Origin of the sequence: Elizabethkingia occulta (assembly GCF_002023715.1) — a bacterium.
GTDB lineage: Bacteria > Bacteroidota > Bacteroidia > Flavobacteriales > Weeksellaceae > Elizabethkingia > Elizabethkingia occulta.
Window position 1 is genome coordinate 255,192 of the sequence record NZ_MAHX01000016.1, and the last position, 26,037, is coordinate 281,228.

The 26,037-nt window shown below is 36.7% G+C and carries 28 protein-coding genes; 16 read left to right on the plus strand and 12 right to left on the minus strand.

Annotated elements, in window-relative coordinates; genetic code table 11:
• Window positions 1-6: 6 nt before the first annotated feature.
• The 3 genes from BAZ10_RS11890 to BAZ10_RS11900 are packed head-to-tail and all read left to right on the plus strand — an operon-like array spanning window position 7 to window position 3,239.
• Window positions 7-954, plus strand: a complete 948-nt coding sequence (locus BAZ10_RS11890) for a M20/M25/M40 family metallo-hydrolase (RefSeq protein ID WP_078772234.1) — start codon at window positions 7-9, stop codon at window positions 952-954.
• A gap of 54 nt (window positions 955-1,008) precedes the next feature.
• Window positions 1,009-2,478 carry a DUF5687 family protein gene (locus tag BAZ10_RS11895; protein WP_078772235.1) on the plus strand — a complete coding sequence of 490 codons (1,470 nt, stop codon included), beginning with the start codon at window positions 1,009-1,011 and terminating at the stop codon, window positions 2,476-2,478.
• A gap of 53 nt (window positions 2,479-2,531) precedes the next feature.
• Window positions 2,532-3,239, plus strand: coding sequence for an ABC transporter ATP-binding protein (locus tag BAZ10_RS11900; RefSeq protein ID WP_078772236.1), 708 nt, complete (start codon window positions 2,532-2,534; stop codon window positions 3,237-3,239).
• Between the two features lie 100 nt (window positions 3,240-3,339).
• On the opposite strand, the gene BAZ10_RS11905 is transcribed toward BAZ10_RS11900, so the two are convergent.
• The 4 genes from BAZ10_RS11905 to BAZ10_RS11920 all read right to left on the minus strand — a co-directional run bounded on the left by BAZ10_RS11905 (window position 3,340) and on the right by BAZ10_RS11920 (window position 7,380).
• On the minus strand, window positions 3,340-4,206 hold the full coding sequence (locus BAZ10_RS11905; protein ID WP_078772237.1) for an AadS family aminoglycoside 6-adenylyltransferase: 867 nt from the start codon (window positions 4,204-4,206) through the stop codon (window positions 3,340-3,342).
• A gap of 30 nt (window positions 4,207-4,236) precedes the next feature.
• The gene (gene fumC / locus BAZ10_RS11910) at window positions 4,237-5,631 is read right to left on the minus strand and encodes a class II fumarate hydratase (protein ID WP_078772238.1); all 1,395 of its coding nucleotides are present in this window, start codon (window positions 5,629-5,631) and stop codon (window positions 4,237-4,239) included.
• 114 nt (window positions 5,632-5,745) lie between these two features.
• Complete coding sequence (locus tag BAZ10_RS11915) at window positions 5,746-6,735, minus strand: ketoacyl-ACP synthase III (RefSeq protein WP_078772239.1); 990 nt, start codon at window positions 6,733-6,735, stop codon at window positions 5,746-5,748.
• A 57-nt stretch (window positions 6,736-6,792) separates the two neighbouring features.
• Window positions 6,793-7,380, minus strand: coding sequence for a TetR/AcrR family transcriptional regulator (locus tag BAZ10_RS11920; RefSeq protein ID WP_078772240.1), 588 nt, complete (start codon window positions 7,378-7,380; stop codon window positions 6,793-6,795).
• Between the two features lie 193 nt (window positions 7,381-7,573).
• Here BAZ10_RS11920 and BAZ10_RS11925 point away from each other — a divergent pair, with 193 nt between their 5' ends.
• From BAZ10_RS11925 to BAZ10_RS11950, 6 genes are all read left to right on the plus strand, one after another.
• Entirely contained in the window at window positions 7,574-9,181 is a 1,608-nt protein-coding gene (locus BAZ10_RS11925) for a fumarate hydratase (RefSeq protein ID WP_078772241.1), read from the plus strand.
• 95 nt (window positions 9,182-9,276) lie between these two features.
• Entirely contained in the window at window positions 9,277-9,552 is a 276-nt protein-coding gene (locus tag BAZ10_RS11930; protein ID WP_078772242.1) for a hypothetical protein, read from the plus strand.
• A 482-nt stretch (window positions 9,553-10,034) separates the two neighbouring features.
• The gene (gene prfA / locus BAZ10_RS11935) at window positions 10,035-11,120 is read left to right on the plus strand and encodes a peptide chain release factor 1 (RefSeq protein ID WP_024567866.1); all 1,086 of its coding nucleotides are present in this window, start codon (window positions 10,035-10,037) and stop codon (window positions 11,118-11,120) included.
• A gap of 413 nt (window positions 11,121-11,533) precedes the next feature.
• Window positions 11,534-11,701 carry a hypothetical protein gene (locus BAZ10_RS19085; protein ID WP_165689661.1) on the plus strand — a complete coding sequence of 56 codons (168 nt, stop codon included), beginning with the start codon at window positions 11,534-11,536 and terminating at the stop codon, window positions 11,699-11,701.
• A gap of 436 nt (window positions 11,702-12,137) precedes the next feature.
• Window positions 12,138-14,261, plus strand: coding sequence for a methylmalonyl-CoA mutase (gene scpA / locus BAZ10_RS11945; RefSeq protein ID WP_078772243.1), 2,124 nt, complete (start codon window positions 12,138-12,140; stop codon window positions 14,259-14,261).
• A gap of 10 nt (window positions 14,262-14,271) precedes the next feature.
• A complete protein-coding gene (locus BAZ10_RS11950) occupies window positions 14,272-14,469 on the plus strand; it encodes a hypothetical protein (RefSeq protein WP_078772244.1) in 198 nt (65 codons plus the stop codon).
• A 49-nt stretch (window positions 14,470-14,518) separates the two neighbouring features.
• Here the strand turns inward: BAZ10_RS11950 and BAZ10_RS11955 are convergent, their stop codons facing one another.
• Window positions 14,519-14,821, minus strand: a complete 303-nt coding sequence (locus BAZ10_RS11955) for a hypothetical protein (RefSeq protein WP_078772245.1) — start codon at window positions 14,819-14,821, stop codon at window positions 14,519-14,521.
• A gap of 533 nt (window positions 14,822-15,354) precedes the next feature.
• Between BAZ10_RS11955 and BAZ10_RS11960 the strand changes: the two genes are divergently transcribed.
• From BAZ10_RS11960 to meaB, 5 genes are all read left to right on the plus strand, one after another.
• On the plus strand, window positions 15,355-16,746 hold the full coding sequence (locus tag BAZ10_RS11960; RefSeq protein ID WP_078772480.1) for an RtcB family protein: 1,392 nt from the start codon (window positions 15,355-15,357) through the stop codon (window positions 16,744-16,746).
• Between the two features lie 29 nt (window positions 16,747-16,775).
• Window positions 16,776-17,369, plus strand: coding sequence for a hypothetical protein (locus BAZ10_RS11965; RefSeq protein ID WP_078772246.1), 594 nt, complete (start codon window positions 16,776-16,778; stop codon window positions 17,367-17,369).
• The gene (gene prfH / locus BAZ10_RS11970; protein ID WP_078772247.1) at window positions 17,348-18,046 is read left to right on the plus strand and encodes a peptide chain release factor H; all 699 of its coding nucleotides are present in this window, start codon (window positions 17,348-17,350) and stop codon (window positions 18,044-18,046) included. Before BAZ10_RS11965 ends, prfH begins: the two co-directional genes overlap by 22 nt.
• Window positions 18,033-18,533, plus strand: coding sequence for a tetratricopeptide repeat protein (locus BAZ10_RS11975; protein ID WP_078772248.1), 501 nt, complete (start codon window positions 18,033-18,035; stop codon window positions 18,531-18,533). The genes prfH and BAZ10_RS11975 overlap by 14 nt, the downstream gene beginning before the upstream one ends.
• A 107-nt stretch (window positions 18,534-18,640) precedes the next feature.
• The gene (meaB, locus tag BAZ10_RS11980) at window positions 18,641-19,627 is read left to right on the plus strand and encodes a methylmalonyl Co-A mutase-associated GTPase MeaB (protein ID WP_078772249.1); all 987 of its coding nucleotides are present in this window, start codon (window positions 18,641-18,643) and stop codon (window positions 19,625-19,627) included.
• A 1-nt stretch (window position 19,628) separates the two neighbouring features.
• Here meaB and BAZ10_RS11985 read toward each other — a convergent pair whose 3' ends face one another.
• Entirely contained in the window at window positions 19,629-20,177 is a 549-nt protein-coding gene (locus BAZ10_RS11985; RefSeq protein ID WP_078772250.1) for a DUF4251 domain-containing protein, read from the minus strand.
• 164 nt (window positions 20,178-20,341) lie between these two features.
• Between BAZ10_RS11985 and BAZ10_RS11990 the strand changes: the two genes are divergently transcribed.
• The gene (locus BAZ10_RS11990; RefSeq protein WP_078772251.1) at window positions 20,342-21,148 is read left to right on the plus strand and encodes a M48 family metallopeptidase; all 807 of its coding nucleotides are present in this window, start codon (window positions 20,342-20,344) and stop codon (window positions 21,146-21,148) included.
• Window positions 21,149-21,209: 61 nt separating this feature from the next.
• Window positions 21,210-21,509 (plus strand): hypothetical protein, encoded by a 300-nt coding sequence (locus BAZ10_RS11995; protein ID WP_034871752.1) that lies wholly within the window; start codon window positions 21,210-21,212, stop codon window positions 21,507-21,509.
• 36 nt (window positions 21,510-21,545) lie between these two features.
• Here BAZ10_RS11995 and BAZ10_RS12000 read toward each other — a convergent pair whose 3' ends face one another.
• The 6 genes from BAZ10_RS12000 to BAZ10_RS12025 all read right to left on the minus strand — a co-directional run bounded on the left by BAZ10_RS12000 (window position 21,546) and on the right by BAZ10_RS12025 (window position 26,037).
• Window positions 21,546-22,199 carry a porin family protein gene (locus tag BAZ10_RS12000; protein WP_078772252.1) on the minus strand — a complete coding sequence of 218 codons (654 nt, stop codon included), beginning with the start codon at window positions 22,197-22,199 and terminating at the stop codon, window positions 21,546-21,548.
• 3 nt (window positions 22,200-22,202) lie between these two features.
• Window positions 22,203-22,976 carry an ABC transporter ATP-binding protein gene (locus BAZ10_RS12005; RefSeq protein ID WP_009086770.1) on the minus strand — a complete coding sequence of 258 codons (774 nt, stop codon included), beginning with the start codon at window positions 22,974-22,976 and terminating at the stop codon, window positions 22,203-22,205.
• Window positions 22,976-23,725: an MlaE family ABC transporter permease gene (locus BAZ10_RS12010; protein ID WP_009086771.1), complete on the minus strand. Its 750-nt coding sequence runs from the start codon at window positions 23,723-23,725 to the stop codon at window positions 22,976-22,978. The genes BAZ10_RS12005 and BAZ10_RS12010 overlap by 1 nt, the downstream gene beginning before the upstream one ends.
• A 93-nt stretch (window positions 23,726-23,818) precedes the next feature.
• A complete protein-coding gene (locus tag BAZ10_RS12015) occupies window positions 23,819-24,448 on the minus strand; it encodes a 7-carboxy-7-deazaguanine synthase QueE (RefSeq protein ID WP_078772481.1) in 630 nt (209 codons plus the stop codon).
• A gap of 5 nt (window positions 24,449-24,453) precedes the next feature.
• Entirely contained in the window at window positions 24,454-25,338 is an 885-nt protein-coding gene (locus BAZ10_RS12020; protein ID WP_045182929.1) for a bifunctional 5,10-methylenetetrahydrofolate dehydrogenase/5,10-methenyltetrahydrofolate cyclohydrolase, read from the minus strand.
• A 60-nt stretch (window positions 25,339-25,398) separates the two neighbouring features.
• Window positions 25,399-26,037 carry a hypothetical protein gene (locus BAZ10_RS12025; protein WP_035589875.1) on the minus strand — a complete coding sequence of 213 codons (639 nt, stop codon included), beginning with the start codon at window positions 26,035-26,037 and terminating at the stop codon, window positions 25,399-25,401.

Sequence of the window (26,037 nt, forward strand, 5' to 3'; positions counted from 1 at the left end):
ATACCCATGAAAAATACTATTCTATTTACTTTCTTATTACTAGGATTATGTTCCTATGCGCAGGAGATTGAAGTTAAAAACCTGAAAAAGCATGTTTATTTTTTGGCAAGTGACAAAATGAAGGGACGTGGAACAGGGAGCAAACAAAATCAAGAAGCTGCAAAATACATCACTTCACAATTTAAAAAATATAAACTGGAGCCTTTAGGAGTAAATGGTTATTATCAGGATTTTGAGGCTAAAGTCAGAAAAGTTAAAGTTGCCGATAGTATCCGACCTGCCAGGAATGTGATTGGTTTTTTAGATAATAAAGCTGCTAAGACTGTTGTTATCGGAGCACACTATGACCATCTTGGAGAAGGAAAACAAGGAAGTTCTTTGGCAAAAGACAGTTATGGTATGATACACAATGGTGCAGATGACAATGCTTCGGGTGTTGCCGGGTTGCTGGAGTTAGCGCGTGTTTATAGCCAAAATAACATAAAAGAACCGGTTAATTTTCTATTTATTGCTTTCGGAGCAGAAGAATTAGGATTGGTTGGTTCACGATATTTTGTGAAAAATCCAACATATGACCTTAGTAAAGTGCTTTGGATGCTGAATATGGATATGATTGGCAGATTGAACAAAGAAAGAGGTGTTTCTGTCATCGGCTACGGAACATCACCTGAATTTGAGACTATTTTCAAAGAAATCAATTCCAATAAGTTTGTGAAATTCTATACGGGCTACGAAGGACGTGGCGGATCGGATCAGACATCTTTCTATGAAAAAGATATACCTGTCCTTTTTTTTCATACTGGGGGGCATGATGATTACCACAGACCTACGGATGATGCTGATAAAATCGATTATGAATCTTTAAAGGGTATTCTGACATTGGAGAAAGCTGTTATCGACGGAAGCTTTAAAGTTGGTAATATGCCTTTCAGAAATACAGATCAGAAAAAATAATTTTCTTGTAACATTTTTTGCAGACTGCTAACTAATTAGGTAAAGCTAATTAACATGTTTGCAAAACTAATTCGTCTGGAATTTAAAAGTTTTTTCAGAAGTCCGCAGTTAGGAGCCGGTATCCTGATGAAGATTGGTATGTTCTTCATCTTCGCCTATATGGCATTAATATTCTTCGGAGGAGCATTTGCCTTATTTTTTGGTGCCAGGAAAGAGGGAGTCAATCCTCTGATACTTTTCAGTAGATTTTTTCTCGTATACTGGGTACTGGACCTGTTGCTTAAATATTTCATGCAACAGCTGCCTGCCAATAATATAAAGCCATTACTTACCCTTAATATTCCTAAGGATAAAATTACAAGCTACACTTTGGTAAAGATTCTTTTATCATTCTTTACATGGGTGTTTTTATTGTTTATGCTTCCGTTTACAGTATTGCTATTAGTGGATGGAGGTTTTAGTGTATTATCAGTACTGGCTGTATTTATTTCTGTAGTGGCACTTATCTTTTCCAATGCTTTTATCAATACATTTATCAATAAGAATAATACATTATTGTATTCTGTTTTTGCGGTTATTATCGTATTAGGCGGATTGCATTATTTTAATGTTATTAATGTATTGAATATTTCTGAAATATTAATCTATTCCGTATATCAGAAATGGTGGTTGTTTTTTATTCCGCTGGTTCTGGTTCTGGTTTTAGGTAAAATGGCTTTTAATTTTATTAAACAGAACCTTTACCTGGATAAAGGTCTGGAAATGAAAAAAGCTGTCGGAAAAACAGAAAATATTGAATACCTGAACCGCTTTGGTGCTATCGGAACATTCATTAACAATGATATTAAACTTATTAAAAGAAGTAAAGCTGCCAGAAGTGCACTGATTGGTGGTTTTCTGTTTTTGTTTTATGGTCTGCTTGTCTTTAACAAAGGTTATTCTTTTAGTTTTATGCAGGTTTTTCTGGGAATTTTTGTTACTGGTGGATTCAATTTAATGTTCGGGCAAAGAGTCCCAGCATGGGATAGTTCCTATTACCCATTGATGATGACACAGAATGTTCCGTATAAAGAATATCTGAAAGCTAAATGGTGGCTTTTTGTTATTGTTACAGCTGTTTCTATGGTATTGGCTACATTCTATGTTTTTTTTACGAGCTGGACGTTCTATTTTACCATTTTTGCCGCAGGGTTGTATAACCTAGGAGTTAACTCTTATCTTACTTTATTAGCGGGAGCATACAATAAAAAACCGATTGATCTGAATTCCGCTTCAAAAGGATTTACCGCTGGACAAAATAATTTTAATATTAAAATTCTTATCATTATTATTCCGCAGATGCTGGTTCCTATGGCCGTATTTGGAATTGTAAAATATTTTGCCGGAATGTCTGCAGCAGTAATAAGTTTGGGTATTCTTGGACTTATTGGATTCCTTTTGAGGGATAAGATTTTTGATCAGATTGTAAAAATCTATAAATCCGAAAAGTATTCTACTCTTGCAGCCTTCAAAAAAGTAGACTAACAACATTATACAGTTTAGCGAATAACTATAAATTAATATCCAAATTCAATAAAATGATTTCAATTCAAAATATATCAAAAGTTTACGGTGCCAATAAAGTTTTAAATATTCATGAGCTTAGTATTCCCAAAGGTGAGACATTCGGGCTGGTAGGAAATAACGGTGCCGGGAAAACTACTTTATTCAGTGTACTATTAGATCTTATAGCTCCTTCATCGGGATTTATCAGTATTGATAATATTAAAGTTAACGAATCTGAAGCCTGGAAAACAAAACTTAGTGCCTTTATAGATGAAAGCTTTCTTATCGGTTACCTTACACCAGAAGAATATTTCTATTTTCTGGGTGAACTGAGAGGGCAGAACATGGCTAGTGTAGATGAATTTCTGAAGCAATTTTCGGATTTGTTTAATGGAGAAATTCTGAATGCCGGAAAATATATCCGGGACCTTTCTAAAGGGAATATGAAGAAAGTTGGCATTGTAGGGGCATTGATAGGGAATCCGGAAATTATTGTACTGGACGAGCCTTTTGCCAATCTGGATCCTTCTACACAGATTAAACTGAAAAATCTGATCAGAAACTGGTCACAGGATGCTAATGTTACATTTCTTATTTCCAGTCACGACCTTTCCCATACAACGGAGGTTTGCAACAGAATTGTAATTCTGAATAAAGGCGAAGTTGTGAGAGACATACAAACCAATCCGGAAACACTGCAGGATCTGGAGAAATATTTTGCAGATCAGATTGTATCCTAAAAATCTAAAAAGTAAATAAATATAAAAGCGGACTCAATACTATTGAGACCGCTTTTATATTTATTTCTTAATATCATTTATGGATAATGAAAGAGACAAACTAAATACTGGATTTATATACTGTCTCCAGATAGGTTCTGATATTATTTTCCATTTCTGTGGCATAAGGGTAGTTGAGTTCTTTTGCTAAATTCTTCCCAAGTTCTCCTACTATATCAGTCATACTAAAAAGAGCTTTCCAGTTTTCTTCAATATTACTTCCGGAAAAAGTTTGCTCAGTTTTAGACCAGAGATCCTGCGACAGATATTTTTTGAAAAGCCTTCCATGTTTATTGGTTGTAATATCCCAATTGTGCTGACTTGCGATATACCATTCCAATAGTGGAACCAAATATTCCGTTCTGATAATGTTTTCTGACATGAATTTTGCATAGAAGATCTCCCCACGTGCCAGGCATTTTGCAACATAAGTACAGTCCCACCAGAAATCAGAAATCAGTTTTTCAAAATCTTTTTCATCTGGTTTTTTGATAATTGAAACCCGATGTGTCGGAGGCTTCATATTTTGGGTAATACCATCTTTGTCCAGCAATATTTTATATCCGATATCCCAGTCTTCGGGAAGCTCTTTATGCTGTATTTCCTGTAGATAAGAAGATTTACGATAAAGCTTGAAATCTACCTTTACAGTGTCTTTATACAAAACCATTTTCATAGCATGTACTCCGTTAAAGCAGCTTTCATCCTCTTCAATCATAGAAATTGGCTGACCAAAAAGATTCAGCCATTTATGATCTGAGATATAAGCTTGGTTGTCTTCAAATATAAGTTCCACGTCCAGATCACTGAAATCGTCGACCGGAGCTAAAGGATTTACAAGAGAACTGGTCAGTATAACTGCCTTGATATCTTCGTTTCCATTAGCCCAGTCTAATATTTTCCGGAGCTTTTCATCCCGAATTTTCATGAGTCTATTGAATGATAAAATAAATTAACCTTATTTCAGGCTGCCCACCATGTCCTCTGGTTTCACCCATTCATCGAACTGTTCAGCTGTTACAAGCCCCAGGTTGATAGCCTCCTCTTTCAATGTTGTACCGTTTTTGTGAGCTGTTTTAGCAATTTTAGCAGCATTTTCGTAACCAATATGTGTATTCAGCGCTGTAACCAACATCAGCGATTTGTCAACCAGCTCTTTTATTCTTGGTTCATTAGGTTCGATTCCTACCGCACAATGGTCGTTGAAAGAAATACAGGCATCAGCAATAAGTTGTGCAGACTGTAGGAAGTTATAGGCCATTACTGGTTTGAAAACATTCAGTTCGTAATTTCCCTGCGTTCCGGCAAATGAAATAGTTGTGTCATTGCCTAATACCTGTGCACACACCATAGTCATAGCTTCATTTTGTGTTGGGTTTACTTTTCCAGGCATAATTGAAGATCCTGGTTCGTTTTCCGGGATATGAATTTCCCCGATTCCGGAGCGTGGACCGGAAGCCAGCAAACGGATGTCCTGTGCTATTTTGAATAAAGATACAGCAAGCTGCTTTAGTGCACCATGAGATTCAACGATCGCATCATGAGCCGCAAGAGCCTCAAATTTGTTTTCAGCAGTTATAAAAGGCAATCTGGTAAACTTAGCAATATATTCTGCTACTTTCACATCATAGCCCTGAGGTGTGTTTAGCCCTGTCCCCACAGCTGTTCCGCCTAGTGCCAGTTCTGCCAAATGCGGTAATGTATTTTTTAATGCTTTCAAGCCAAATTCTAATTGAGCCACATAACCGGAAAATTCTTGGCCTAGTGTAAGCGGAGTAGCATCCATTAGGTGTGTTCTCCCAATCTTTACGATGTTTTTAAAAGCTTCTGATTTTGCTTTTAGTGTATTTTTTAATGTTTCAACAGCCGGAATTGTATGTTCTACAACCTTTTTGTAGGCTGCAATATGCATAGCTGTAGGATAGGTATCGTTAGAAGACTGAGACTTGTTTACATCATCATTTGGATGCACTTCAGATTTCTCACCCAGCTGCCCGCCATTATTTACATGTGCTTTGTTGGAAACAACCTCATTAACATTCATATTTGATTGGGTACCTGACCCTGTTTGCCAGATCACAAGCGGAAACTGATCAAATAGCTTTCCTTCAAGGATCTCATCACAAACCTGAGAAATCATATCCCTTTTATCGGAAGGAAGGACTCTCAGATCTGTATTTGCATAGGCTGCAGCCTTCTTCAGGTAAGCAAACGCTTCTATAATTTCATGAGGCATAGAAGCCTCTGGTCCGATTTTAAAATTATTTCGGGAACGTTCTGTTTGTGCTCCCCAGAATTTATCAGCGGGTACTTTTACCTCGCCCATTGTGTCGTGTTCGGTTCTGTAAATCATTGTGATCTAATTTTTTATAAAGTTAGCTAAAGAACAGATTTTATGCAATTGATAATAATCATGATTGATAAAATAATACTACACGAAACAATGTGTCTATATTGTTGATTTATATTATGTTAAGTATTTATTTGCAATCTGATTCCGCAAGCATATTCCCGAGAAAGTAAGACCACTACCAAAACCTGCCAATACAAGAAGGTCACCTTGTTGCAGTTTCCCATCTTTTATTCCGTTATACCACGCAATGGGAATAGAAGCTGCAGAAGTATTTCCGTAGTCTGTAACACTTTGCAGACATTTTTCTTTTGGAAATTCAAGCTCTTCGCAGACATTTTCCAGTATTCTTATATTGGCACTATGTGGAATCATCCATTTGATATCCTGCAATGATAGTTTATTTTTTTCCAGTAATCTCTGGATTTCTACAGGTAATGTGGATACAGCCCACTTAAAAACAGTTCTTCCGTTTTGGTGTATTTTTCCGTTGTTTATTACGTTTTCTCCATTTATGGTGGCATAGCCTTCCGATTTATAGAGTTCCTTGCCGTATGATCCTTCTGTGATAGTTGTTGAAGAGAAAAGTTGCTTTTGCTTCGACGCCTCTACTATTACAGCGCCGGCTCCGTCTCCAAAAAGGATGCAGGTTGTCCGGTCTGTAAAATCACAAATTTTGGATAATGTTTCAGCGCCAGCTACCAGAATCTTTTTATAACTTCCAGTTGCAATAAGTCCCTGAGCCATAATAATTCCGTATACAAATCCAGCACAACCCGCGGAAATATCTATACAGCCTGCCTGCGGAATATTGAATCTGCTCTGAACCTTACTAGCAACACTTGGAAATTGCTGATCCGGTGTGCTGGTTGCTATAATTATGAAATCGATATCAGCAAGTCCTTTTTTATAATCCTTTTCCAGATTTTCAATGGCCTTGATACACATATCGCTTGTATATTCATTTTCCTTGCTGAAATATCTTGTTTTGATACCTGTTCTGCTCCTAATCCATTCATCATTGGTGTCAATGATCTTTTCGAAATACTTATTTGTGATTTTGTTTTCGGGGATATAAATCCCAATTGATTCAATAGTTGCTTCCATGATTTTATCTTTAAATTATTTAACATACCAATTGGTATGTTAATGATTAAAAAATTTTTATATACATATTTGTTTTATAACACTGTTGTCAATATGGTCGTTTATGTGGGTTAAAAAGCTTTTATCATCTTTTGTAATCGCCATGAATACAGCTCCTTCAATCATGGCATAAATAACCATTGATATTTTATCAGCATCTGTATGGGCTTTAATTTGTTTTTTTAGAATACCGGATTTGATGATTTCTGAAATACTTCGGATGAAAACTTTTGATATTTTTTGAGCTTCATCAAATAGTACTTTATTATTAAACTGAGCGTCTACACCAAGATTTAGCATCGGGCAACCGCCAATTTCTCGTGCGAAATCAAAATAATCGTTTCTAAAATATTCTGTAATTGCTTTAAGCTTCTCTATGCTGCTTTCTTTTGACCCTATTTTTTCTCTTAAAGGCTTTATAATCTTCTCTATATTAAAATGAAAGGCTTTAACGGCAAGATCCTCCTTATTCTTAAAATAAAAATATACAGCCCCTTTAGTAAGGTTAGTGGCCTTAGTAATTTCCGATAATGAAGTAGCTGTATATCCTTTCTTATTAAATACAGGAGCTACTTTTTCAATAATATATTCTGGCGTTTCTTTCATAACACACTGCAAATATAGAAATCTTTTCTTATTCTACATACCAGTCGGTATGTTTGTTTTTCCTAAATAGAATTCCTCCAATTTATAATCATTATAAATATGAGTAAAGCTGGTGATTTTACTCATGTTGGAGATAGTACAGCTTTCATTATTCTTATTTTTACGACTCTAATTTTTCAGAAAAATATTAAAAATGGAATTTCAGTATCAGGAACCATTTCCTATTCTAAAAGACGACACACAATACAAAAAATTGACTTCCGATTATGTAAAGGTTGAGAAGTTAGGTGAAAGAGAAATTGTAACAGTTGATCCTAAAGGCCTAGAACTTTTAGCAGAAGAAGCATTAAAGGATGTTTCATTCATGCTTCGTTCAACTCATTTACAGAAGCTTAAAAATATTATCGATGATCCTGAAGCGACAGACAATGATCGTTTTGTGGCTTATAACCTATTGCAGAATGCGTCTGTAGCAGTAAAGGGAGCTCTTCCTTCTTGCCAGGATACCGGAACAGCAATATGTGTTGCCAAGAAAGGGGAGAACGTTTATACAGGAGTAAATGATGCTGAGTGGATTTCCAAAGGAATTTATAATACTTACCAGAATCAGAATCTTAGATACTCTCAGGTAGTTCCGTTAACGATGTTTGATGAAAAGAATTCAGGATCTAACCTTCCGGCACAGATTGATATTTATGCTGAGGAAGGAGACGCCTATAAATTCTTATTTCTTGCAAAAGGAGGTGGATCTGCTAATAAGACTTTCCTTTACCAGAAGACAAAATCATTATTAAATGATAAGTCTCTGGAGGAGTTTGTTAAAGAAAGAATCATGGATCTTGGGACAGCAGCATGCCCACCATATCACCTGGCATTAGTAATCGGAGGTACTTCTGCAGAAGCTAACCTTGCAGCAGTGAAGAAAGCGAGTGCAGGATATTATGATAACCTTCCGACTGAAGGAAACATTGGTGGCCAGGCATTCCGCGATTTGGAATGGGAGAAGAGAGTACAAAAGATTTGTCAGGAAAGTGCTATTGGAGCACAGTTCGGCGGTAAATACCTTACACACGATGTACGTGTGATCCGTTTACCTCGCCATGCAGCTTCTTGTCCTGTTGGTATGGGGGTTTCTTGCTCTGCAGACAGAAATATCAAAGGAAAGATCACCAAAGACGGAATTTTCCTTGAGCAATTAGAGGTAAATCCTGAGAAGTTCTTACCGGAAACAGCACCACATCTGGAAGAGCCTGTAACGATTAATCTGAACAGACCAATGAGTGAAGTATTGGCTGAATTATCAAAATATCCGATTAAAACTAGGTTGAAACTAAATGGTACTTTAATCGTAGCAAGAGATATTGCCCATGCTAAGATCAAAGAATTACTAGATAGTGGGAAACCAATGCCGGAATATTTCAAAAACCATCCTATCTATTATGCCGGGCCTGCAAAAACTCCGCAGGGAATGGCTTCAGGAAGCTTTGGTCCAACAACGGCAGGAAGAATGGATGTTTATGTAGACGAGTTCCAGGCGAATGGTGGAAGTATGGTGATGCTGGCAAAAGGAAACAGAAGTAAAGATGTAACAGATGCATGTGCAAAATATGGTGGTTTCTATCTTGGTTCTATCGGTGGTCCTGCAGCAGTTCTTGCTAAAGAAAACATTAAATCTGTTGAAGTTGTAGACTTTGAAGAGCTGGGAATGGAAGCGGTAAGAAAGATTGAGGTAGTAGATTTCCCTGCATTCATCATTACCGATGATAAAGGAAATGATTTCTTTGCAAATCTTGCCCATTAGTTCTATATAAAATGAGTATAAATTAAAAATAGATGGTCAAAACCTTTGCTAAAAAGTAAAAAAAGTCTATTTTTGCCCTATAAAATATTTAAGAAATGATTTTATCATCTTTTTATCCATTCTATCAGTTCCTTTGGACAGTGTATTTCTTTACAATGTTTCTGGCTGGTTTTTGGTGTATCTTTATGTTCGCAACTTACATTGTTCCACTTTGGTTAACAGAAGGTTTGTTAGAATACTTCGGAAAGAAGAACAAAAACTTTGATCCCGAAGAAATTAGATACAAAAAGCTATATGAGCAGGAAGGTGTTGAGGTAATCTACCAAAGACCTGCAGGTGAGCGCCCTGCGAATGGACACCATGCACACTAGTTTAAAGCAAAACTATATAAAGAAAATCCGTTTCTCTTCTGAGGAACGGATTTTTATTTTTATACATAAATAGGATCAGCAATAAGCCCTAGAAGATATAGAAAAAATACATATTATTGTGAGATAGTATTCCTCTGGAATACTTACTTTTATGACACGTTTTTTTTTACACCGATTTAGCTCCTCCGGAGCTTTATTCTAATTTTTTATGGTTTTCTCTCATATGAATTTATACAGAAAATATAATACATCTTTATGAATATGAAGCTCCGTTAGGAGCGTTATCTTAATCAGGAAGCTAAAAATCATTCATATAAAAAATTAAAAACTTTAGATTCCTATTGGAAAGGAAGCTTTTATCTTCATATTTGCTTAACTTTTTACTTCACCTCCAACTTTTGTCCCTACTCCTATAGATCCCATGTTTTTTACTTTTTTCTTGTCTCCTGAAAATCCGTATCTTTGCAGCCTAAAATTCTATTATGTCAAAGAGTTTAATTCCGAAGCTGGAAGCTATAAAACAAAGATATAACGAAGTCGCTGATTTGATCATTCAGCCGGATGTTATCTCAGATCAGAAAAGATATTCTTCTTTAAACAAAGAATACAGTGATCTGGGGAAAATCGTTAAGGTTTATGATCAGTACAAATCGGCTTTAGATACGATAAAAGAGTCCGACGAAATTATTGCTGATGGATCAGATAAAGATTTGTCCGATTTAGCTAAAATGGAGAAGCTTGAAGCTCAGGAAAAAATTCCGGGTTTTGAAGAAGAACTGAAAGTATTACTAATCCCGAAAGATCCTGCTGATGATAAAAACATCATTGTGGAATTACGTGCAGGTACTGGAGGAGATGAGGCGGCTATTTTTGTGGAAGATATCTACAGAATGTATTCGATGTACTTTAAAACCAAAGGTTGGAGACATGAGGTAACCGATTCTAATGAAGCTACCAAAGGCTATAAGGAATTAATTATGAAAGTTGAAGGAGAAGGTGTTTATGGTATTATGAAGTTTGAATCCGGTGTTCATCGTGTACAACGTGTACCGGAAACCGAATCTCAGGGACGTGTTCATACCTCTGCTATTACTATTGCAGTTCTTCCGGAAGCTGAAGAAGTGGATGTGGAAATTAATCCTGCAGATATAGAAATGCAGACTTCCCGTTCAGGAGGTGCCGGTGGGCAGAACGTTAACAAGGTAGAAACAAAAGTACAGTTAACGCATAAGCCATCAGGAATCGTAGTTGTATGTCAACAAGCACGTTCTCAGTTGGCTAACCGTGAATTGGCAATGGAAATGCTTCGTGCTAAATTATATGATATCAAACTTCAGGAAGTGGTAGGTGATATTGCAGCACAGCGTAAGACGATGGTATCTACAGGAGACCGTTCTGCTAAGATTAAAACTTACAATTATCCTCAGGGTAGGGTTACAGATCACCGTATTAATAAATCGATCTATAACCTTGATGCTTATATGAATGGAGATATTGGTGAGATGATTGATGCTGTAATCATGGCTGAAAATGCTGAAAAAATGAAAGGAGAAGAAGAAGGCTTCTAAAGATATACTTTTCGAATAAAGATTAAGCGGGCTACATAGCCCGTTTTTTTGTATTCAATTTATACTTAAGTATATTATTTTTTTTATTCGAAGAAATATTGTAACTATGTCGTTCACCAATATGTGATATATTATGAAAAAAATTAACAGAAAAGAGTTAAGCAGTATTGTCGGTGGAGATCTTAATGATCAACAAGGATACTGCCTTATTGATGGGAAATTGCGCCCTTGGCCATGTAATCAGAGGTGCCCAAACAGATTAATTCCTTTATGCCCATATACTGAGGACTAAAAGATTAAACGGACTTTATAGTCCGTTTTTTTATTCTGCATTGATATATTATAAAAGGTTTATGTTTTTATTAATTGGAGAAATTATCGTACCTATGTAGTTCACCAATAAATGAGATATCATGAAAAAAATTGAAAGAAAAAAACTAAGCAGCATCCAGGGAGGCAATAATGTAGGAGGAGGACAGGCATACTGTCTTATTAATGGAAAATTGCGTGCCTGGGGAGGAGGTTGCGATGGCAAATGCCCGGATGGAATGACCCCTTTTTGTGATGTTAGTGGAAACTAATTGAAAATTTAAACGGACTGTATGGTCCGTTTTTAATTGATACTAAAATATTTTGCCAAATGAGCAAAATATTGTATCTATGTAATTCACCAAATAAAGATTTAATATGAAAAAAATTACTAGAAAAAATTTAAGTAATATCCTTGGCGGAAAGGATAATATAGAATTTAGACAAGGCTATTGTATTATCAATGGAACAAAATATCCTTGGGATTGCAATCAAAGATGTCTAAATGGAACAATACCATTGTGTCCTCCTATCGAGGAATAAAAAATTTAAACGGACTTTATGGTCCGTTTTTTTGTGATTTGCAGATTGAATTTCAGTGAAGTGATTCTCTTAGGATTGAATTAGGTATTAAGTAGTAAAACATATCCGGTAATCTGAGCGTGTATTGGTAATATTTTTTAAATTTACGGGCATAAACTTCATGAAATGAGAAGACCCATAACGACGCCGAAACCTGATTTTGATATTAAGCCTTCAGCATTTGAAAATTATAATTTTGAGAAGGACGGACTTCAGATGAAGACTTCGTATTCTGCAGACGATGCCCAGGCTTTGATTGATAAAGAATATTCGGCAGGGATTGCTCCTTATCTCAGAGGCCCATATACAACAATGTATGTTCAGAAACCATGGACAATCAGACAATATGCAGGATTCTCTACTGCAGAAGAATCCAATGCGTTTTACCGTAGAAATCTGGCAGCAGGTCAAAAAGGCCTTTCTGTAGCATTCGATCTTGCAACGCACAGAGGATATGACTCGGATCATGCAAGAGTTGTTGGTGATGTTGGAAAAGCCGGAGTGGCAATAGATTCGGTAGAGGATATGAAGATCCTCTTCAATGAAATTCCTTTGGATCAGATTTCCGTTTCCATGACTATGAACGGTGCTGTACTGCCTATTTTGGCATTTTATATTGTAGCGGCAGAAGAACAAGGGGTAAATCAGGAACTTCTCTCGGGAACCATCCAGAATGATATTCTGAAAGAGTTTATGGTAAGGAATACCTATATCTATCCACCAGCGCCTTCTATGAAGATTATTGCCGATATATTCGAATATACTTCACAAAATATCCCTAAGTTCAATTCTATTTCTATTTCAGGCTACCATATGCAGGAAGCAGGAGCCACACCTGTTCTGGAAATGGCTTATACGCTGGCTGATGGTTTAGAATATGTAAGAACCGGAATACAGGCCGGAATGAATATCGATGATTTTGCTCCACGCTTATCATTCTTCTGGGCTATTGGTATGAATCATTTTATGGAGATTGCCAAAATGCGTGCGGCCAGGTATATCTGGTCCGAGCTGATTGCGCAGTTCAAACCTCAAAATTCAAAATCTCTTGCTCTAAGAACCCATTCCCAAACTTCGGGATGGAGCTTAACAGAACAAGAACCATTTAATAATATTACCCGTACCGCTATCGAAGCCTTGTCTTCAGCATTAGGAGGAACACAATCTTTGCATACCAATGCACTGGATGAGGCTATTGCCTTGCCTACAGATTATTCTGCTAAAATTGCCAGAAATACACAGATTATATTGCAGCAGGAAAGCAAAATATGCGACGTGGTAGATCCGATGGGAGGAAGTTATCTTGTAGAAAGTCTTACCCAGCAGATGATTGATGAAGCCACGAAGTATATTGATGAGGTGGAGAAAGAAGGTGGGATGACTAAGGCTATTGAAGCTGGAATTCCAAAAATGAGAATTGAGGAGGCGGCTGCTAAAAAACAGGCAAAGATTGACAGCAGTGAAGAATTTATCATCGGAGTAAATAGCTTCAGAACCCAGCAGAAACAGCCACAATTTGAAATTCTGGATATTGATAATTCATTGGTACGCCAGAAGCAGATTGAAAGGCTGAACAGCATAAAATCAGGAAGAGATAATCAGGCTGTAGAACAGATTCTCGATGAGATTAAAGAATGTGCAAAAACGGAAAAAGGAAATCTCCTGGCGTTGAGTATAGAAGCTGCAAGAAGAAGAGCTACTTTAGGAGAAATTTCTGATGCTCTGGAAGGAGAATTTGGAAGATATAAAGCACAAATAAAAACCATTCAGGGAGTTTACGCTATGAATGCATCTAAAAATGAATACTTTGCTAAAGCTGTTGAGCTGACACAAAAGTTTGAAGAATACGAAGGACGCAGGCCGCGTTTAATGGTCGTGAAAATGGGGCAGGATGGTCACGATAGAGGTGCAAAAGTAGTAGCAACAGCTTTTGCAGATATGGGCTTTGATGTGGATGTTGCACCATTATTCCAGACACCGGAAGAAGTGGCGAAACAGGCCGTTGAAAATGATATTCATATTTTGGGTGTCTCTTCACTTGCTGCAGGACACAAAACACTGGTTCCACAGGTGGTGGAAGAATTGAAAAAATTAGGTGCAGACGATATTACCATTGTTGTAGGTGGTGTTATCCCTCAACAGGATTATGAATTCTTATACGCAAACGGAGCAGATCATATATTTGGTCCCGGAACCAATCTGCCGCAATGTGCATGTGAGATTCTGGAGAAACTGATTGCTGCGGAATAATTAAGCCTGAATGAAAAAGAGACTTTTAATAATGCTTTTGGTAAGTATATTCTGTTATTTAGCTGGTGGCTACCTGCAGAATATTTACGGATTAGATCCTCCTTACATCTTTTACTGGTCAGGATTTGTGTTGAGAATTTTAGCCATACTTTTTGTACTGACAACCCTTATTGTACACGGGATATCCTTTCTAAAGAATAGAAAGTAATATATCATAATAAAGAGCTGCTCTGAATAAGGGCAGCTCTTTTACTATTTTAGTTCTGTTTTTTTGCATTTGTGCTTACATAAGCAAGAACCCAGTTTTTCTCTTCATCCGTTAATTTAGCTTTTGGGGCCATCTGATCCATAATAGGCTTCCATTTCTCCGCGGTATGATCCTCAGGTTTTGGCAGATCATGACATTTACCACATCGGGTTTCAAAAAGATTTTTGGCAGTTGCAAATTGTTGTTCAGTCAGCTTGTAAACCGGCTTTACAGTACTGGCGGTACCTTGTGTACGTGTACTGCATGAAAATATAAACAACATTAATCCACCTGCTATTATCGCCTTTTTCATATCTTATTATTTATTAATTAGTTATTTAAATGTAAAGGTTTTAGCTTTAAAATCGCCTGAGAAAGCCTGTGTGACATGCATTTGTTATTTAGTCTGAATAAAAAATTGAGATGTATAGCACCTGATAATAAAAAAATATATTGGTTTTTATAAAAATTAATATATTTGCATCTCAAAATAAAGTTTAACCATTTAAAAACAACGAAGTAATGTTCAGATTTCAGAAAAACTCTTCAGCAGGATTGCCACTTATAGTGGTGAGGCTTCGTGGTTTGGTACATTCTTAGAATAACAGTACAATGAAATATCAAAACCCGGAGTCGTAGAGATTTCGGGTTTTTTATTGCGTAATATTTCAAACTTAGTTTCCCCGAATCTCTATTTCAAACTTAATTTTTGTCACAAATTTTAGTGTGATAAACTTTTTCGACTATGTATATAGTTGATTAAGATAATGCGGCCTTAAAATTTGTGGCCAGCATAGCTGATGCATAGCTTAAAGCATTTGCATCATGAATTTAAAGAACAAAACAATGGGAAATTTAAAACTTAAAGGAAAAGATATATTAAAGATTGGATATCCTAATAACCAGAGTGTTAATGTTGCTCTGGAAGTTATGAAAAGAAATTTTGCAACCAAAAACATTCATTATGTAAAATCTCTTTTAAAAGAAATTTTGCTGCATCCGGAAAACTATGAAAAAGACTTAAGTTTCGGACAAATAGCAGAAGCTTTATTATTATCTAAAAAAACTGAAAAACGAATGTTGAATAGCCAAAGAGCTGCATTTCAGGTTTTCGGACACAATATTTCAGAGGAGGCAAAGAATCAGCTTTATACAGCACTAAAATTGCCAATATCGCTTCAGGGAGCATTAATGCCCGATGCACATAGTGGTTATGGCCTTCCGATCGGTGGTGTTCTGGCGGTAGAAAATGCTGTAATCCCTTACGGTGTAGGGATGGACATTGGCTGCAGAATGAGCCTTAGCATCCTGGATACTCCGGTTTCATATCTGGACGGGGCAAGAGATAAATATGAAAAAGCACTGGCAGAACATACCAAATTTGGGATGTATGAAACCCATAAGTCTCATATTGAGCATGAGATTTTTGAAAGAGATACTTTCGGAATGATTCCGGTGCTGCGAAGACTGAAAGCAAAAGCTATTAAACAAATGGGAACATCCGGAGGAGGGAACCATTTCGTAGAATTTGGCGAAGTCGAAATCACGGAGGAAGATGACCAAATAAACCTTCCAAAAGGAAAGTATCTGGGGATTTTATCCCATAGTGGTTCCCGTGGTCTGGGCGCAGAGATTGCCCAGTATTACTCAAGAGTTGCTGTAGAGCAATGCCCGCTTCCTAAAGAAGCGCAGCAGTTTGCATGGCTAGACCTTAGTACTCACATGGGCTTGGAATATTGGACAGCAATGACCCTGGCCGGAGATTATGCTTCAGCCTGTCATGATGATATTCACCGCAGATTGGTTAAAGCCGTAGGTGGGAGAGTGAAAGCTAAAATAGAAAATCATCACAACTTTGCCTGGAAAGAAATTCATAACGGAAAAGAAGTGATTGTTCACCGTAAGGGAGCAACCCCGGCTAATGAAAATGAACTGGGAATGATTCCGGGATCTGTGACAGCGAAAGGGTTTATTGTTCGCGGTAAAGGGAATCCTGATTCATTGCATTCAGCTTCACATGGTGCCGGAAGAGCCCATTCCAGAGGAGCATGCAGAAGTCTTTTCACACAAAGTGATATCAGAAAAGAACTGCAATTAAAGAATGTAACACTAATGGGAGGAAATGCCGAGGAAGCTCCAATGGCGTATAAAGATATTCATGAAGTAATGAATGCACAAAGCGAATTAGTAGATATTCTGGGAACATTTCAACCAAGAATTGTAAGAATGGACAAGTAGCCTTGTGTGAATAACAAAAAAATAAAGAAATGAAAAAGAGATATAAACAACAATATTATGCCTACTACGAAGATTGCCTGGTTGTCTGTCCCTCTTGTGGAAAAGATACGACAGTAAAGAGCAGAAGTGGGTATGATGAAAAAGCAGTGTTGGAATGCCAGTACTGTAATCTCAGAAGGAAGAAGGAAGATTTGGAGTTTTATAAAGCAATCATAAAGCTCAATTGTCCTGCATGTGGTCATTTTATCCACCATATAAAAGGGGGACTGAAAACAAAGCCAGAAAGCCTGCCTGTAAAATGTGAGGCATGTGATTCTGTATTTCAGATTCAGCCCAAAACAGAAAAATATGTACTGAACTATTCTACGAAAGAGGCAGGCTTAATCCGTGATCTGGTGTTTGGATGCCCGTTTTATTTTCAGGAAGATTTCAAAGGAAAATTATTCTGGGCTAGAAATATGGAGCATCTCTTAGAAATGGAAAACTATATCTCTTCTGACCTGAGAACCAGATTGCCATACAAAATGCGTATGGTTGAAAGATTGCCAACATTTGTTAAAGAAGCAAAAAACAGAGACGCTATCTTAAAGATTTTACAAAAATGGAAAAACTCATACAAATAACATCAGGAAGAGGACCTTTAGAATGCCAGTGGGTAGTCGCTAAAATTTTGAAGGTTTTTCTGGAGGAAGTGAAACAAGAAAAAATAGATTATAAAATTATTCATCGTGAAAACGGTGATGAAAACCTGACACTAAAATCCGTAACCCTGCTTTTAAAAGATAAAGAATTAACAATATTTTTAAAAAGCTGGTTGGGGAGTATTTGTTGGGTCGGAAAGAGTACATTCAGGAAGCTGCATAAAAGGAGTAACTGGTATGTTGGAGTATTTGAAATTGAAGATGCAGAAGAAATTCATTTTGATGAAAAAGACATTCAGTTTCAGACAACACGCAGTCAGGGAAGCGGAGGACAGAACGTAAACAAAGTAAATACGGCAGTTCGTGCTACCCATATACCAACCGGAGAAAGTGTTTTTGTACAGGATTCCCGTTCACAGCTGGAAAATAAAAAACTATCAGTTACACGTTTAAAGGAAAAGGTTGTAGCACAGCATATTTTACAAATGCATCGCAGAATGCAGGATACCTGGAGCAATCATATGCAGGTTGAGCGCGGAAATCCTGTTCGTACTTATTCCGGAACGGATTTTAAAAAGAATCATCAAGATAGATCCTTTAAAAAACAAAGGCAATCCCTGAAAAATGAGCTAAAAAATTACAGAAATGAACTTAACTAAAAACAAATATTATTTTCAAGCTTTAGATCATTATCCTTACAGTATACCGGATTGTGTAGAGGCTCTTAATTATGCTTTGTCTTATGATCCTCAGGATGCAGATAGTCTCTGCCTTATGGCCAGAGTGTATTCCGAAATACTAAAAGATTATAATACTGCGAAGGCATACTTTGAGGAAGCCATGAAAAATGATGTAACCAGTATCAGTATACCTCATTTTTATATTAAATGTATGCTGCATAATGAAGACTATGAAGAAGCAGAAAAGCTTATTGCTTATAGTCTTACTCTAAAAGGAATCAATAAAGCAGATATTTTACTCTTAAGATCTATTTTGAAGGAACGAAAGGGGAAAATAAAAAAAGCTATAAAGATACTATCAGAGGTTAGGGAAAATAGCTTTGATGAGGGAATGGTGCATCAGCTTGAAGACCGTAAAAAATTTCTTAAAGGGAAAATATCCCGAAAAAAGAAAAAGAAAGCCTGACAGGCTTTAAAACTGACCGGAAGATTTTCTTCCGGTTTCTTTTTACAGACAGGATTCTGTAAATTACTGTTTCTTTAGTATTTTTGTTGTTCAGACTGAATATTAGTATGGCTAAAGCGCTTTCTACAGAACAGCTTATTAACGGAATCAAAAGCAATAATACCCGATTGCTGGGAAAAGCTATTTCTCTTGTTGAAAGCAAAAAACCGGAACACCGCATGCAAGCGGAAGAGCTTCTGAGACAGCTTATGCCTTTTACCGGGAAATCGGTAAGAGTAGGGATAACAGGAGTTCCGGGTGCCGGAAAATCTACTTTTATAGAAAGCTTCGGAAAATTGGCTATTGAAAAAGGAAATAAAGTTGCGGTACTGGCCATAGATCCAAGTAGTAGTCTGAATCATGGGAGTATCCTCGGGGATAAAACAAGAATGGAAGAGCTAGCTAAAGATCCGAATGCATTTATCCGGCCCAGTCCTAGTGGCGGATTTCTTGGAGGAATAGCTAATACAACATTCGAGACCATGCTAATTTGCGAAGCTGCAGGATATGATTATATATTAATTGAAACTGTTGGTGTAGGGCAGAGCGAAGTAATGGTTGCAGATATTACAGATGTCTTTCTGTTCCTGAAAGTTTCCGGTACCGGAGATGAGTTGCAGGGAATAAAACGAGGTATAATGGAGATGGTAGATATTATTTTCATTAACAAGGCGGACGAAGATAATAACCCGGCAGCGAAGAATGCTAAACTAGAGTTGATGCGTGCCCTTCATTTTATAACACATAAGAATAAAGTCTGGAAAGTTCCGGTTATACTCGGTTCTGCACTAAAGAAGAAAGGACTGGAAGAATGCTATGAAAGGATAGAAGACTATATCCTTCAGAAACATAAGGACAATACTTTTGAGGAAGAACGCCACCAGCAGGCAGAAAAGAGATTCGATTACTGGGTAAAAGAACTTATTCTGAGTAAAACAAGATCATCTAAAGAATTGGAAGATGCCTACAACGAACATAAAAAAAATGCTTCAGAACTGGCAGTAAATCCTATCTCTGAAGCAAAAGATTTTGTTAAGAAGCTATTTAACGAGTAACTTATTTCTCCGCTTTTGTAGCTTTGATATAACCGTCATAGCTGATAGGTTGTCTGTCGTTAGCATTTACAGAAAGAAATGCTCTCCCGTTGTTATAAACATCAATATACAAAGTCTGAATATTTTGTACATCATTAACATTTATAGTATAAGATATTTTCTTCTTACTTTCTTTTTTAGCAATCGTAAACTTTTTAGAACTAAACTTCAGTCCGTTTCGGGAAGTATCCATACTCGGTGTGAAGATTCGGCCAAAATATGGTAGATCCACACTCAGGTCATTTGGCTGTATTTTAAAACCATAACCATAGTTGAGGTCAAACAATGTTGCAGCTGCACCAGCTGGTCTCATAGCACTCATTACATTATTGATGGTTGACTGGTCCATGGGATAGGCTCGTGTGGCAATAAAAGTGTAGCTGTCCTGATTAACTAATTTTGCAACTTCTTCGGATTTAGCAATATCTGTCGGCTTGTTGGATGCAGCACATGAGATTACAGAAATAACGGTTAATGCTGCTAATAGATAGATGTATACTTGTTTTTTCATTTTTTTGGAATTTAAATGATCGTTGCTTTTATTAAAATACTAATTTTATACCAAATAAAGTTCTGATTCAGATTTTATTAAATAAAGTTACACAATTCCTGAATTGGTTTTTGTTTTTTGGAATAGAATTTGAATTTTGCGAAATCACGATAAATTTTACTGCTATGAAAATAACAAGCATTATAGGTGCAGCAGCTATTGCCGCAACTTTTACAGGTTGCGTAACCAATCCTATTACAGGAAGGTCGTCAGTGCAATTTGCTGACTCTAATCAGATCAATACGATGGCTTTACAAGAGTACAAGACCACTTTGTCTAAATCTAAAGTAATTACAGGTGCAGATGCAACACGTGTAAAAACTGTAGGAGCCCGGATTGCAAATGCAGCGAGAAACTATTACAGAAGTATAGGAAGAGAGCAGGATCTGGCAAATTACCAATGGGAATTCAATCTGCTTCAGGACAAACAACTGAATGCATGGTGTATGCCGGGAGGTAAAGTTGCTGTATACACAGGAATATTACCAGTAACTAAAGATGACAACGGTTTAGCTGTTGTAATGGGGCACGAAATATCCCATGCATTAGCAGGACACGGAAACGAAAGAATATCTCAGGCTACATTAGCCCAATACGGCGGACAGTTGGTTGGTGCTTCACTTAGTAATGGCCAAATGGCCAGTATCTTCAATCAGTTATATCCTATGGGGGCTCAGGTAGGGCTTCTTGCATATGGAAGAAAACAAGAATCTGAGGCAGACCAAATGGGACTTTATCTGATGGCTATGGCGGGATACGATCCGCGTACTGCACCAGCATTCTGGCAAAGAATGCAGGATGCTTCGGGAGGTGGAGCTGGTACCCCGGCATTCTTGTCGACCCACCCAAATCCAGTTAACAGAAAAGCAGCGTTGGAGGCAATGATGCCAAAAGCTTTGGAATATTACAGAGCGGCAGGAGGTAAATTATAATAATCACTAATTAATCCTCTTCAAATATATATATTTGAAGAGGATTACTAAATTACACAATATGAAAAATTTAACATTTGTCGGGATTATATTATTGGCCATTGGGGTAGTATTATTCTATCTTAATAATATGGCTCTGGATCTAAGAGTTGTATATGGTGCTTTATGCGGAATCGGTGTAGGTCTTATCTTCGGAGGAATTGTAGGTTATGTAAGCAAAGGATCTGCCGTAAAGCAGGAAAATAAAATGCGACAGTTCAAGCAGCTGCAAAAAGAAAAAGATGAGCTGGAAAAGAAACAGGCTCAGCTAATGCAGGATGCTACACAACAAGAGCAAGAACAACAAAGCCGGAATGTATAACAATCCGGCTTTTATTTTTATTAAATCTGCTTTAGATTAAAACTGATAACCAAGACCTACCATAAACAAGCTTGGTCTGTTGTCGTAGTTTACACCACTACCTGTAACATTGTTGATGAATTTACGTTGGTCTTTAGAGAAAGAACCTTCATAACGTGCATTTACAATCAATTTAGAGATCTTTACATTCGCACCAAACTGATAACCTACAGAAAAGTTCTTGGAGGTATCTTCTTTAAAGTTCTGAAAGGTATCGTTGCTGGATAAGTTTGTAGAGAATACAGGGCCTGTAAATACGCTTAATGGGCCAATAACATCAAAACCTACCATTACCGGAATATCTAATCTGTTACTTTTTGCAGAAAGTTCGACAGAGTTTCCGTTTGCCTCAACGTAAGTAGCCTTACTTTTGAAGTTTGTATAGTAAATCTCCGGCATTACAAATAAAGAAACGATTGGTAACTTTATTTTTGCAGAAAGACCTACATTGAAACCTGCAACATCTTTAGGATTATTAAGAGCCCCTTGTGCAGTAGAACTGATATCACTCCATCTTGAAGATGAGGTGTTGAATAATGCATTGGCTCTTACACCAAGACTAACCTGAGCATGAGCAAATGCTGCCGCACCTAGCATTACCGGAATGAATAATTTCTTCATTACAGAGGTCGATTGAATCTTTGACTTCATAACTTATAAATTTTGCTTTTTTTCTAATAGTGTCTTTCTTAGCTCTTTAAATAAAGCTGAAGAGTAGACGAAGTTTATTAAATGTTCATTATCAGCTGTCAGAATGTTGTGCATAGAGCCTTCCCATTCCTTCAGTCCGTTTCTCAGATAGACAATTTTTTCACCGATTGTCATCACCGAGTTCATATCGTGGGTATTGATAATAGTAGTTGTTTTGTATTCTTCAGTAATTTCTTTCAACAATTCATCAATTACTATTGACGTGTTTGGGTCTAGTCCGGAGTTAGGTTCATCACAGAATAAGTACTTCGGATTATTTACAATAGCACGGGCAATAGCTACCCTTTTTTGCATTCCTCCGGAAATTTCAGAAGGATATTTATTGTTAGCATTTTCAAGCTTTACTCTACCTATAACGTCGGTAACTCTCTTTTTCTTATCCTTAAAGGTCAAGTTTGTAAACATATCCAGCGGGAACATAATATTTTCCTCTACAGTCATAGAGTCAAAAAGAGCACTTCCCTGGAATACAGTGCCTATTTCCGAACGAAGACTTTGTCTTTCTTCACGATTCATTTTAGCAAAATCTCTTCCATCAAAATCAATAATTCCGGAAGAAGGATCGTAAACTCCCAATAAACATTTCAGGAAAACCGTTTTTCCGGATCCACTCTGTCCAATCACAAGATTGATTTTTCCGTCTTCAAAAGAAGTAGAAATGCCTTTTAGTACTTCTACATCACCGAAACTCTTTCTTAAATCTCTTATATCAATCATTAGCTCAGGAATAATTGGGTTAATATTAAGTTCGCTATAATAACAGCTACAATAGTCCATACTACAGCCTGTGTACTGGCACGCCCTACTTCCAGAGATCCTCCTTTAACAAAGTAACCGAAGTAGGCTGGAATAGTAGCAATAAGAAATGCAAATACAGCAGTTTTGAAGAATGCATACCAGATGAAGTAAGTCGGCATATACATTTGTATACCAGTGATATACTCTGCCTGTGTCCAGTTTCCTGTTAGTTCACCCGCCCAGTAACCTCCTACAATACCAAAAACAATACTAATGGCAATAAGCAGCGGATTGAAAACAACACTTGCTACTATCTTAGGTAAAATTAAAAAGTTAGGAGAATTAACCCCCATAATATCCAATGCATCAATTTGTTCTGTCACGCGCATAGTCCCAATACTCGATGCAATATATGAACCTACCTTTCCGGCAAGGATTACACTGACAATAGTAGGAGAAAATTCCAGAATCAAAACTACTTTGGTTGCATACCCGATAAATGAGTTCGGGATAGGAAAGGAAGAAGCACTGAAGTTATTATACATCTGTATGGCAACTACTGCACCTACAAATATGGAGGTGAAAAGTACCAGACCAAAGGAGTTAACCCCAAGATCGTAAATTTCCCGCATTAACAGCTTCATGAAAACCTTCATTTTCTGAGGTTTCTGGAAGGTCTTTCCCAGAAGCATAAAATATTCGCCAATAGCGCCAAAAAGTTTTAACATGCTGCGAAATTAATGTTTTTATTTAAATTAAGATTTTTTGCGTTTGCTGGTTCTATATTAACCGCTGAAGCAATAATCTTTGAAATGTCTTATTTATGGAATGTTCAGATACTTATGAGTCTGTACAGAAGCCTGCCATTCCGGATGTTCTAATATATAGTCCGTAATTTTAGGATACATTTCGTTTCTCTTACTCCATTCACTCTGAAGATAACGTTTACAGTTGTCAGAAACTTTAGCGGACTGCTCTTCTGCAAATTTGAAATCGTTGTTATTGAAAACAATAACCTTTAGTTCGCTGGCTTCTTTGTAAATATCTTCTAATGGTAAACCTGTTTTTTTCGGGGAAAGTGTAATCCAGTCCAAATGCCCGCTCATAGGATAGGCACCGGAAGTTTCAATATGGATCGTACAACCCAGTTCTTTTAATTTTGATGTCAGAATTTCAAGATTCCACATCAATGGCTCTCCTCCTGTTAAAACAATTGTTTTACAGTATTTTGCTGCGGTTTCTGCAATTTCCTCTGCATTCATTAACGGATGTAAGTTCGGATCCCAGCTTTCCTTTACATCGCACCAGTGACAGCCTACATCGCACCCGCCTAAACGAATGAAATATGCGGCTTTTCCTGTATGAGCACCTTCTCCTTGTAAAGTGTAAAAATGCTCCATTACAGGGAGCATTTTACCTTCTTTTAATAAAATATCTTGTTCTTTATTCATTTTCATTAATCATTATACACTGATGTTTTGTAGGCAATCAGGGTATTTTTCATCAGCATAGCTCTGGTCATTGGACCAACACCTCCCGGAACCGGAGTAATCCAGCTTGCTTTTTTCTCACAGCTTTCAAAATCTACGTCTCCTGCAAGGTGATAGCCTTTTTCTGAGTCATCATCTACTCTGGTAATTCCTACATCAATAATTACTGCACCTTCTTTAATCATTTCTCCTTTCAGGAAGTGTGGATCTCCAAGAGCGGTAATTACGATATCAGCTTTTTTTGTATATTCTTCTATATCTTTAGTATAAGAGTGTGTAAGGGTTACAGTAGAGTTTCCAGGGAAGTCTTTACGCCCCATAAGGATACTCATCGGACGTCCTACGATACGGCTTCTTCCGATAATTACACAGTCTTTACCTTTTGTTTCAATATTGTATCTTTCTAATAATGTCAGAATCCCGAATGGCGTTGCCGGAAGGAATGTATCCATTTCCAATGCCATTTTTCCAAAGTTTTCAGGGTGGAAACCATCCACGTCTTTTCTTGGATCGATTGCCATAATGATCTTTTCCTGATCAATCTGCTTAGGCAAAGGTAACTGAACGATAAAACCATCTACATGTTTCGATTTATTCAGTTCATCTATTTTCTCCAAAAGTTCGGCTTCAGGAACAGTTGCAGGAAACTTAACCAGTGAAGAGGAGAAGCCTACTTCTTCACAGTCTTTTACTTTACTGTTTACATATGCTTTACTTGCACCATTGTTTCCAACAAGAATTGCAACTAAGTGCGGAGCACGTCTTTTGTTGGAAAGAATTTTCTGAACTTCTTCCTTTATTTCCTGTTTTACTTCTTTGGATACTTTTAGTCCGTCAAGGATTTGTGCCATTTTTCTTTCTTTTTACTTTATTTAGATTTTTTTATATTTTTAACCAAGTTTACCTAAAATTTATTTATTTAAATCTGATATTGCATTATATGCAGCATTAGCATATTCTTTCATTATGTCTGAAAGTATTGGTTTGAAGTAATTTAAATGTTCATCTGAAATTAAATTTAAATCATCGTCAATCAATTTTTTATCAAATTTTTTTATAGGTGCAGGGTCAAACCTTTTCGAAAAACGATATTTGATAAAATCATCTTTTTTCACAGAGAAAATATTCATTTCCATAATACTATAGGCAAAAACACTTTTTTTTGCAAAACTAATTACTGTAATACCAAAATTAGTTTGGCTTTGTAATGCAAGCTGGGCTGGTGAGCCAGATTTATAAATTATTGGGTTTTGTAATACGATAAGAACGTCTAAATTATTTTGAAGGCAAATATCTTTTAATTGTTCTTTTTTTAAGTAAACATCTTTTTTAAAAGGCTTAAGCATTGCTAACTCTTTTATATCCAGATTTTTTTCAAAAACATTGATGACATTGATTTCAGTGGGTTTAATGTTTATTAATTTTTCTGAAATTATTCCTTTTCCAACTGATGATGTTATCATCGAATCAATATTATAAATAAGACCGACTTTTTGTGAAAATAAGTATGCAGAGGAAAATAATATAATAAAAAGGAATAACTTTTTCAT

Bases quoted from the DNA above. Each gene is read 5' to 3' on its own strand.
- BAZ10_RS11975 (WP_078772248.1), top strand. From the start codon at position 18,033: ATGAACTTAACTAAAAACAAATATTATTTTCAAGCTTTAGATCATTAT.
- BAZ10_RS11915 (WP_078772239.1), bottom strand. From the start codon at position 6,735: ATGGAAGCAACTATTGAATCAATTGGGATTTATATCCCCGAAAACAAA.
- BAZ10_RS11965 (WP_078772246.1), top strand. From the start codon at position 16,776: ATGAAAAAGAGATATAAACAACAATATTATGCCTACTACGAAGATTGC.
- BAZ10_RS11955 (WP_078772245.1), bottom strand. From the start codon at position 14,821: ATGAAAAAGGCGATAATAGCAGGTGGATTAATGTTGTTTATATTTTCA.
- scpA (WP_078772243.1), top strand. From the start codon at position 12,138: ATGAGAAGACCCATAACGACGCCGAAACCTGATTTTGATATTAAGCCT.
- BAZ10_RS11985 (WP_078772250.1), bottom strand. From the start codon at position 20,177: ATGAAAAAACAAGTATACATCTATCTATTAGCAGCATTAACCGTTATT.
- BAZ10_RS11960 (WP_078772480.1), top strand. From the start codon at position 15,355: ATGGGAAATTTAAAACTTAAAGGAAAAGATATATTAAAGATTGGATAT.
- fumC (WP_078772238.1), bottom strand. From the start codon at position 5,631: ATGATTTACAGAACCGAACACGACACAATGGGCGAGGTAAAAGTACCC.
- prfH (WP_078772247.1), top strand. From the start codon at position 17,348: ATGGAAAAACTCATACAAATAACATCAGGAAGAGGACCTTTAGAATGC.
- BAZ10_RS19085 (WP_165689661.1), top strand. From the start codon at position 11,534: ATGAAAAAAATTGAAAGAAAAAAACTAAGCAGCATCCAGGGAGGCAAT.
- BAZ10_RS12020 (WP_045182929.1), bottom strand. From the start codon at position 25,338: ATGGCACAAATCCTTGACGGACTAAAAGTATCCAAAGAAGTAAAACAG.
- BAZ10_RS12010 (WP_009086771.1), bottom strand. From the start codon at position 23,725: ATGTTAAAACTTTTTGGCGCTATTGGCGAATATTTTATGCTTCTGGGA.
- BAZ10_RS11905 (WP_078772237.1), bottom strand. From the start codon at position 4,206: ATGAAAATTCGGGATGAAAAGCTCCGGAAAATATTAGACTGGGCTAAT.
- BAZ10_RS11920 (WP_078772240.1), bottom strand. From the start codon at position 7,380: ATGAAAGAAACGCCAGAATATATTATTGAAAAAGTAGCTCCTGTATTT.
- BAZ10_RS12015 (WP_078772481.1), bottom strand. From the start codon at position 24,448: ATGAATAAAGAACAAGATATTTTATTAAAAGAAGGTAAAATGCTCCCT.
- BAZ10_RS11890 (WP_078772234.1), top strand. From the start codon at position 7: ATGAAAAATACTATTCTATTTACTTTCTTATTACTAGGATTATGTTCC.
- meaB (WP_078772249.1), top strand. From the start codon at position 18,641: ATGGCTAAAGCGCTTTCTACAGAACAGCTTATTAACGGAATCAAAAGC.
- BAZ10_RS11925 (WP_078772241.1), top strand. From the start codon at position 7,574: ATGGAATTTCAGTATCAGGAACCATTTCCTATTCTAAAAGACGACACA.
- BAZ10_RS12025 (WP_035589875.1), bottom strand. From the start codon at position 26,037: ATGAAAAAGTTATTCCTTTTTATTATATTATTTTCCTCTGCATACTTA.
- BAZ10_RS11995 (WP_034871752.1), top strand. From the start codon at position 21,210: ATGAAAAATTTAACATTTGTCGGGATTATATTATTGGCCATTGGGGTA.
- BAZ10_RS11990 (WP_078772251.1), top strand. From the start codon at position 20,342: ATGAAAATAACAAGCATTATAGGTGCAGCAGCTATTGCCGCAACTTTT.
- prfA (WP_024567866.1), top strand. From the start codon at position 10,035: ATGTCAAAGAGTTTAATTCCGAAGCTGGAAGCTATAAAACAAAGATAT.
- BAZ10_RS11900 (WP_078772236.1), top strand. From the start codon at position 2,532: ATGATTTCAATTCAAAATATATCAAAAGTTTACGGTGCCAATAAAGTT.
- BAZ10_RS11930 (WP_078772242.1), top strand. From the start codon at position 9,277: ATGATTTTATCATCTTTTTATCCATTCTATCAGTTCCTTTGGACAGTG.
- BAZ10_RS11895 (WP_078772235.1), top strand. From the start codon at position 1,009: ATGTTTGCAAAACTAATTCGTCTGGAATTTAAAAGTTTTTTCAGAAGT.
- BAZ10_RS12000 (WP_078772252.1), bottom strand. From the start codon at position 22,199: ATGAAGTCAAAGATTCAATCGACCTCTGTAATGAAGAAATTATTCATT.
- BAZ10_RS12005 (WP_009086770.1), bottom strand. From the start codon at position 22,976: ATGATTGATATAAGAGATTTAAGAAAGAGTTTCGGTGATGTAGAAGTA.
- BAZ10_RS11950 (WP_078772244.1), top strand. From the start codon at position 14,272: ATGAAAAAGAGACTTTTAATAATGCTTTTGGTAAGTATATTCTGTTAT.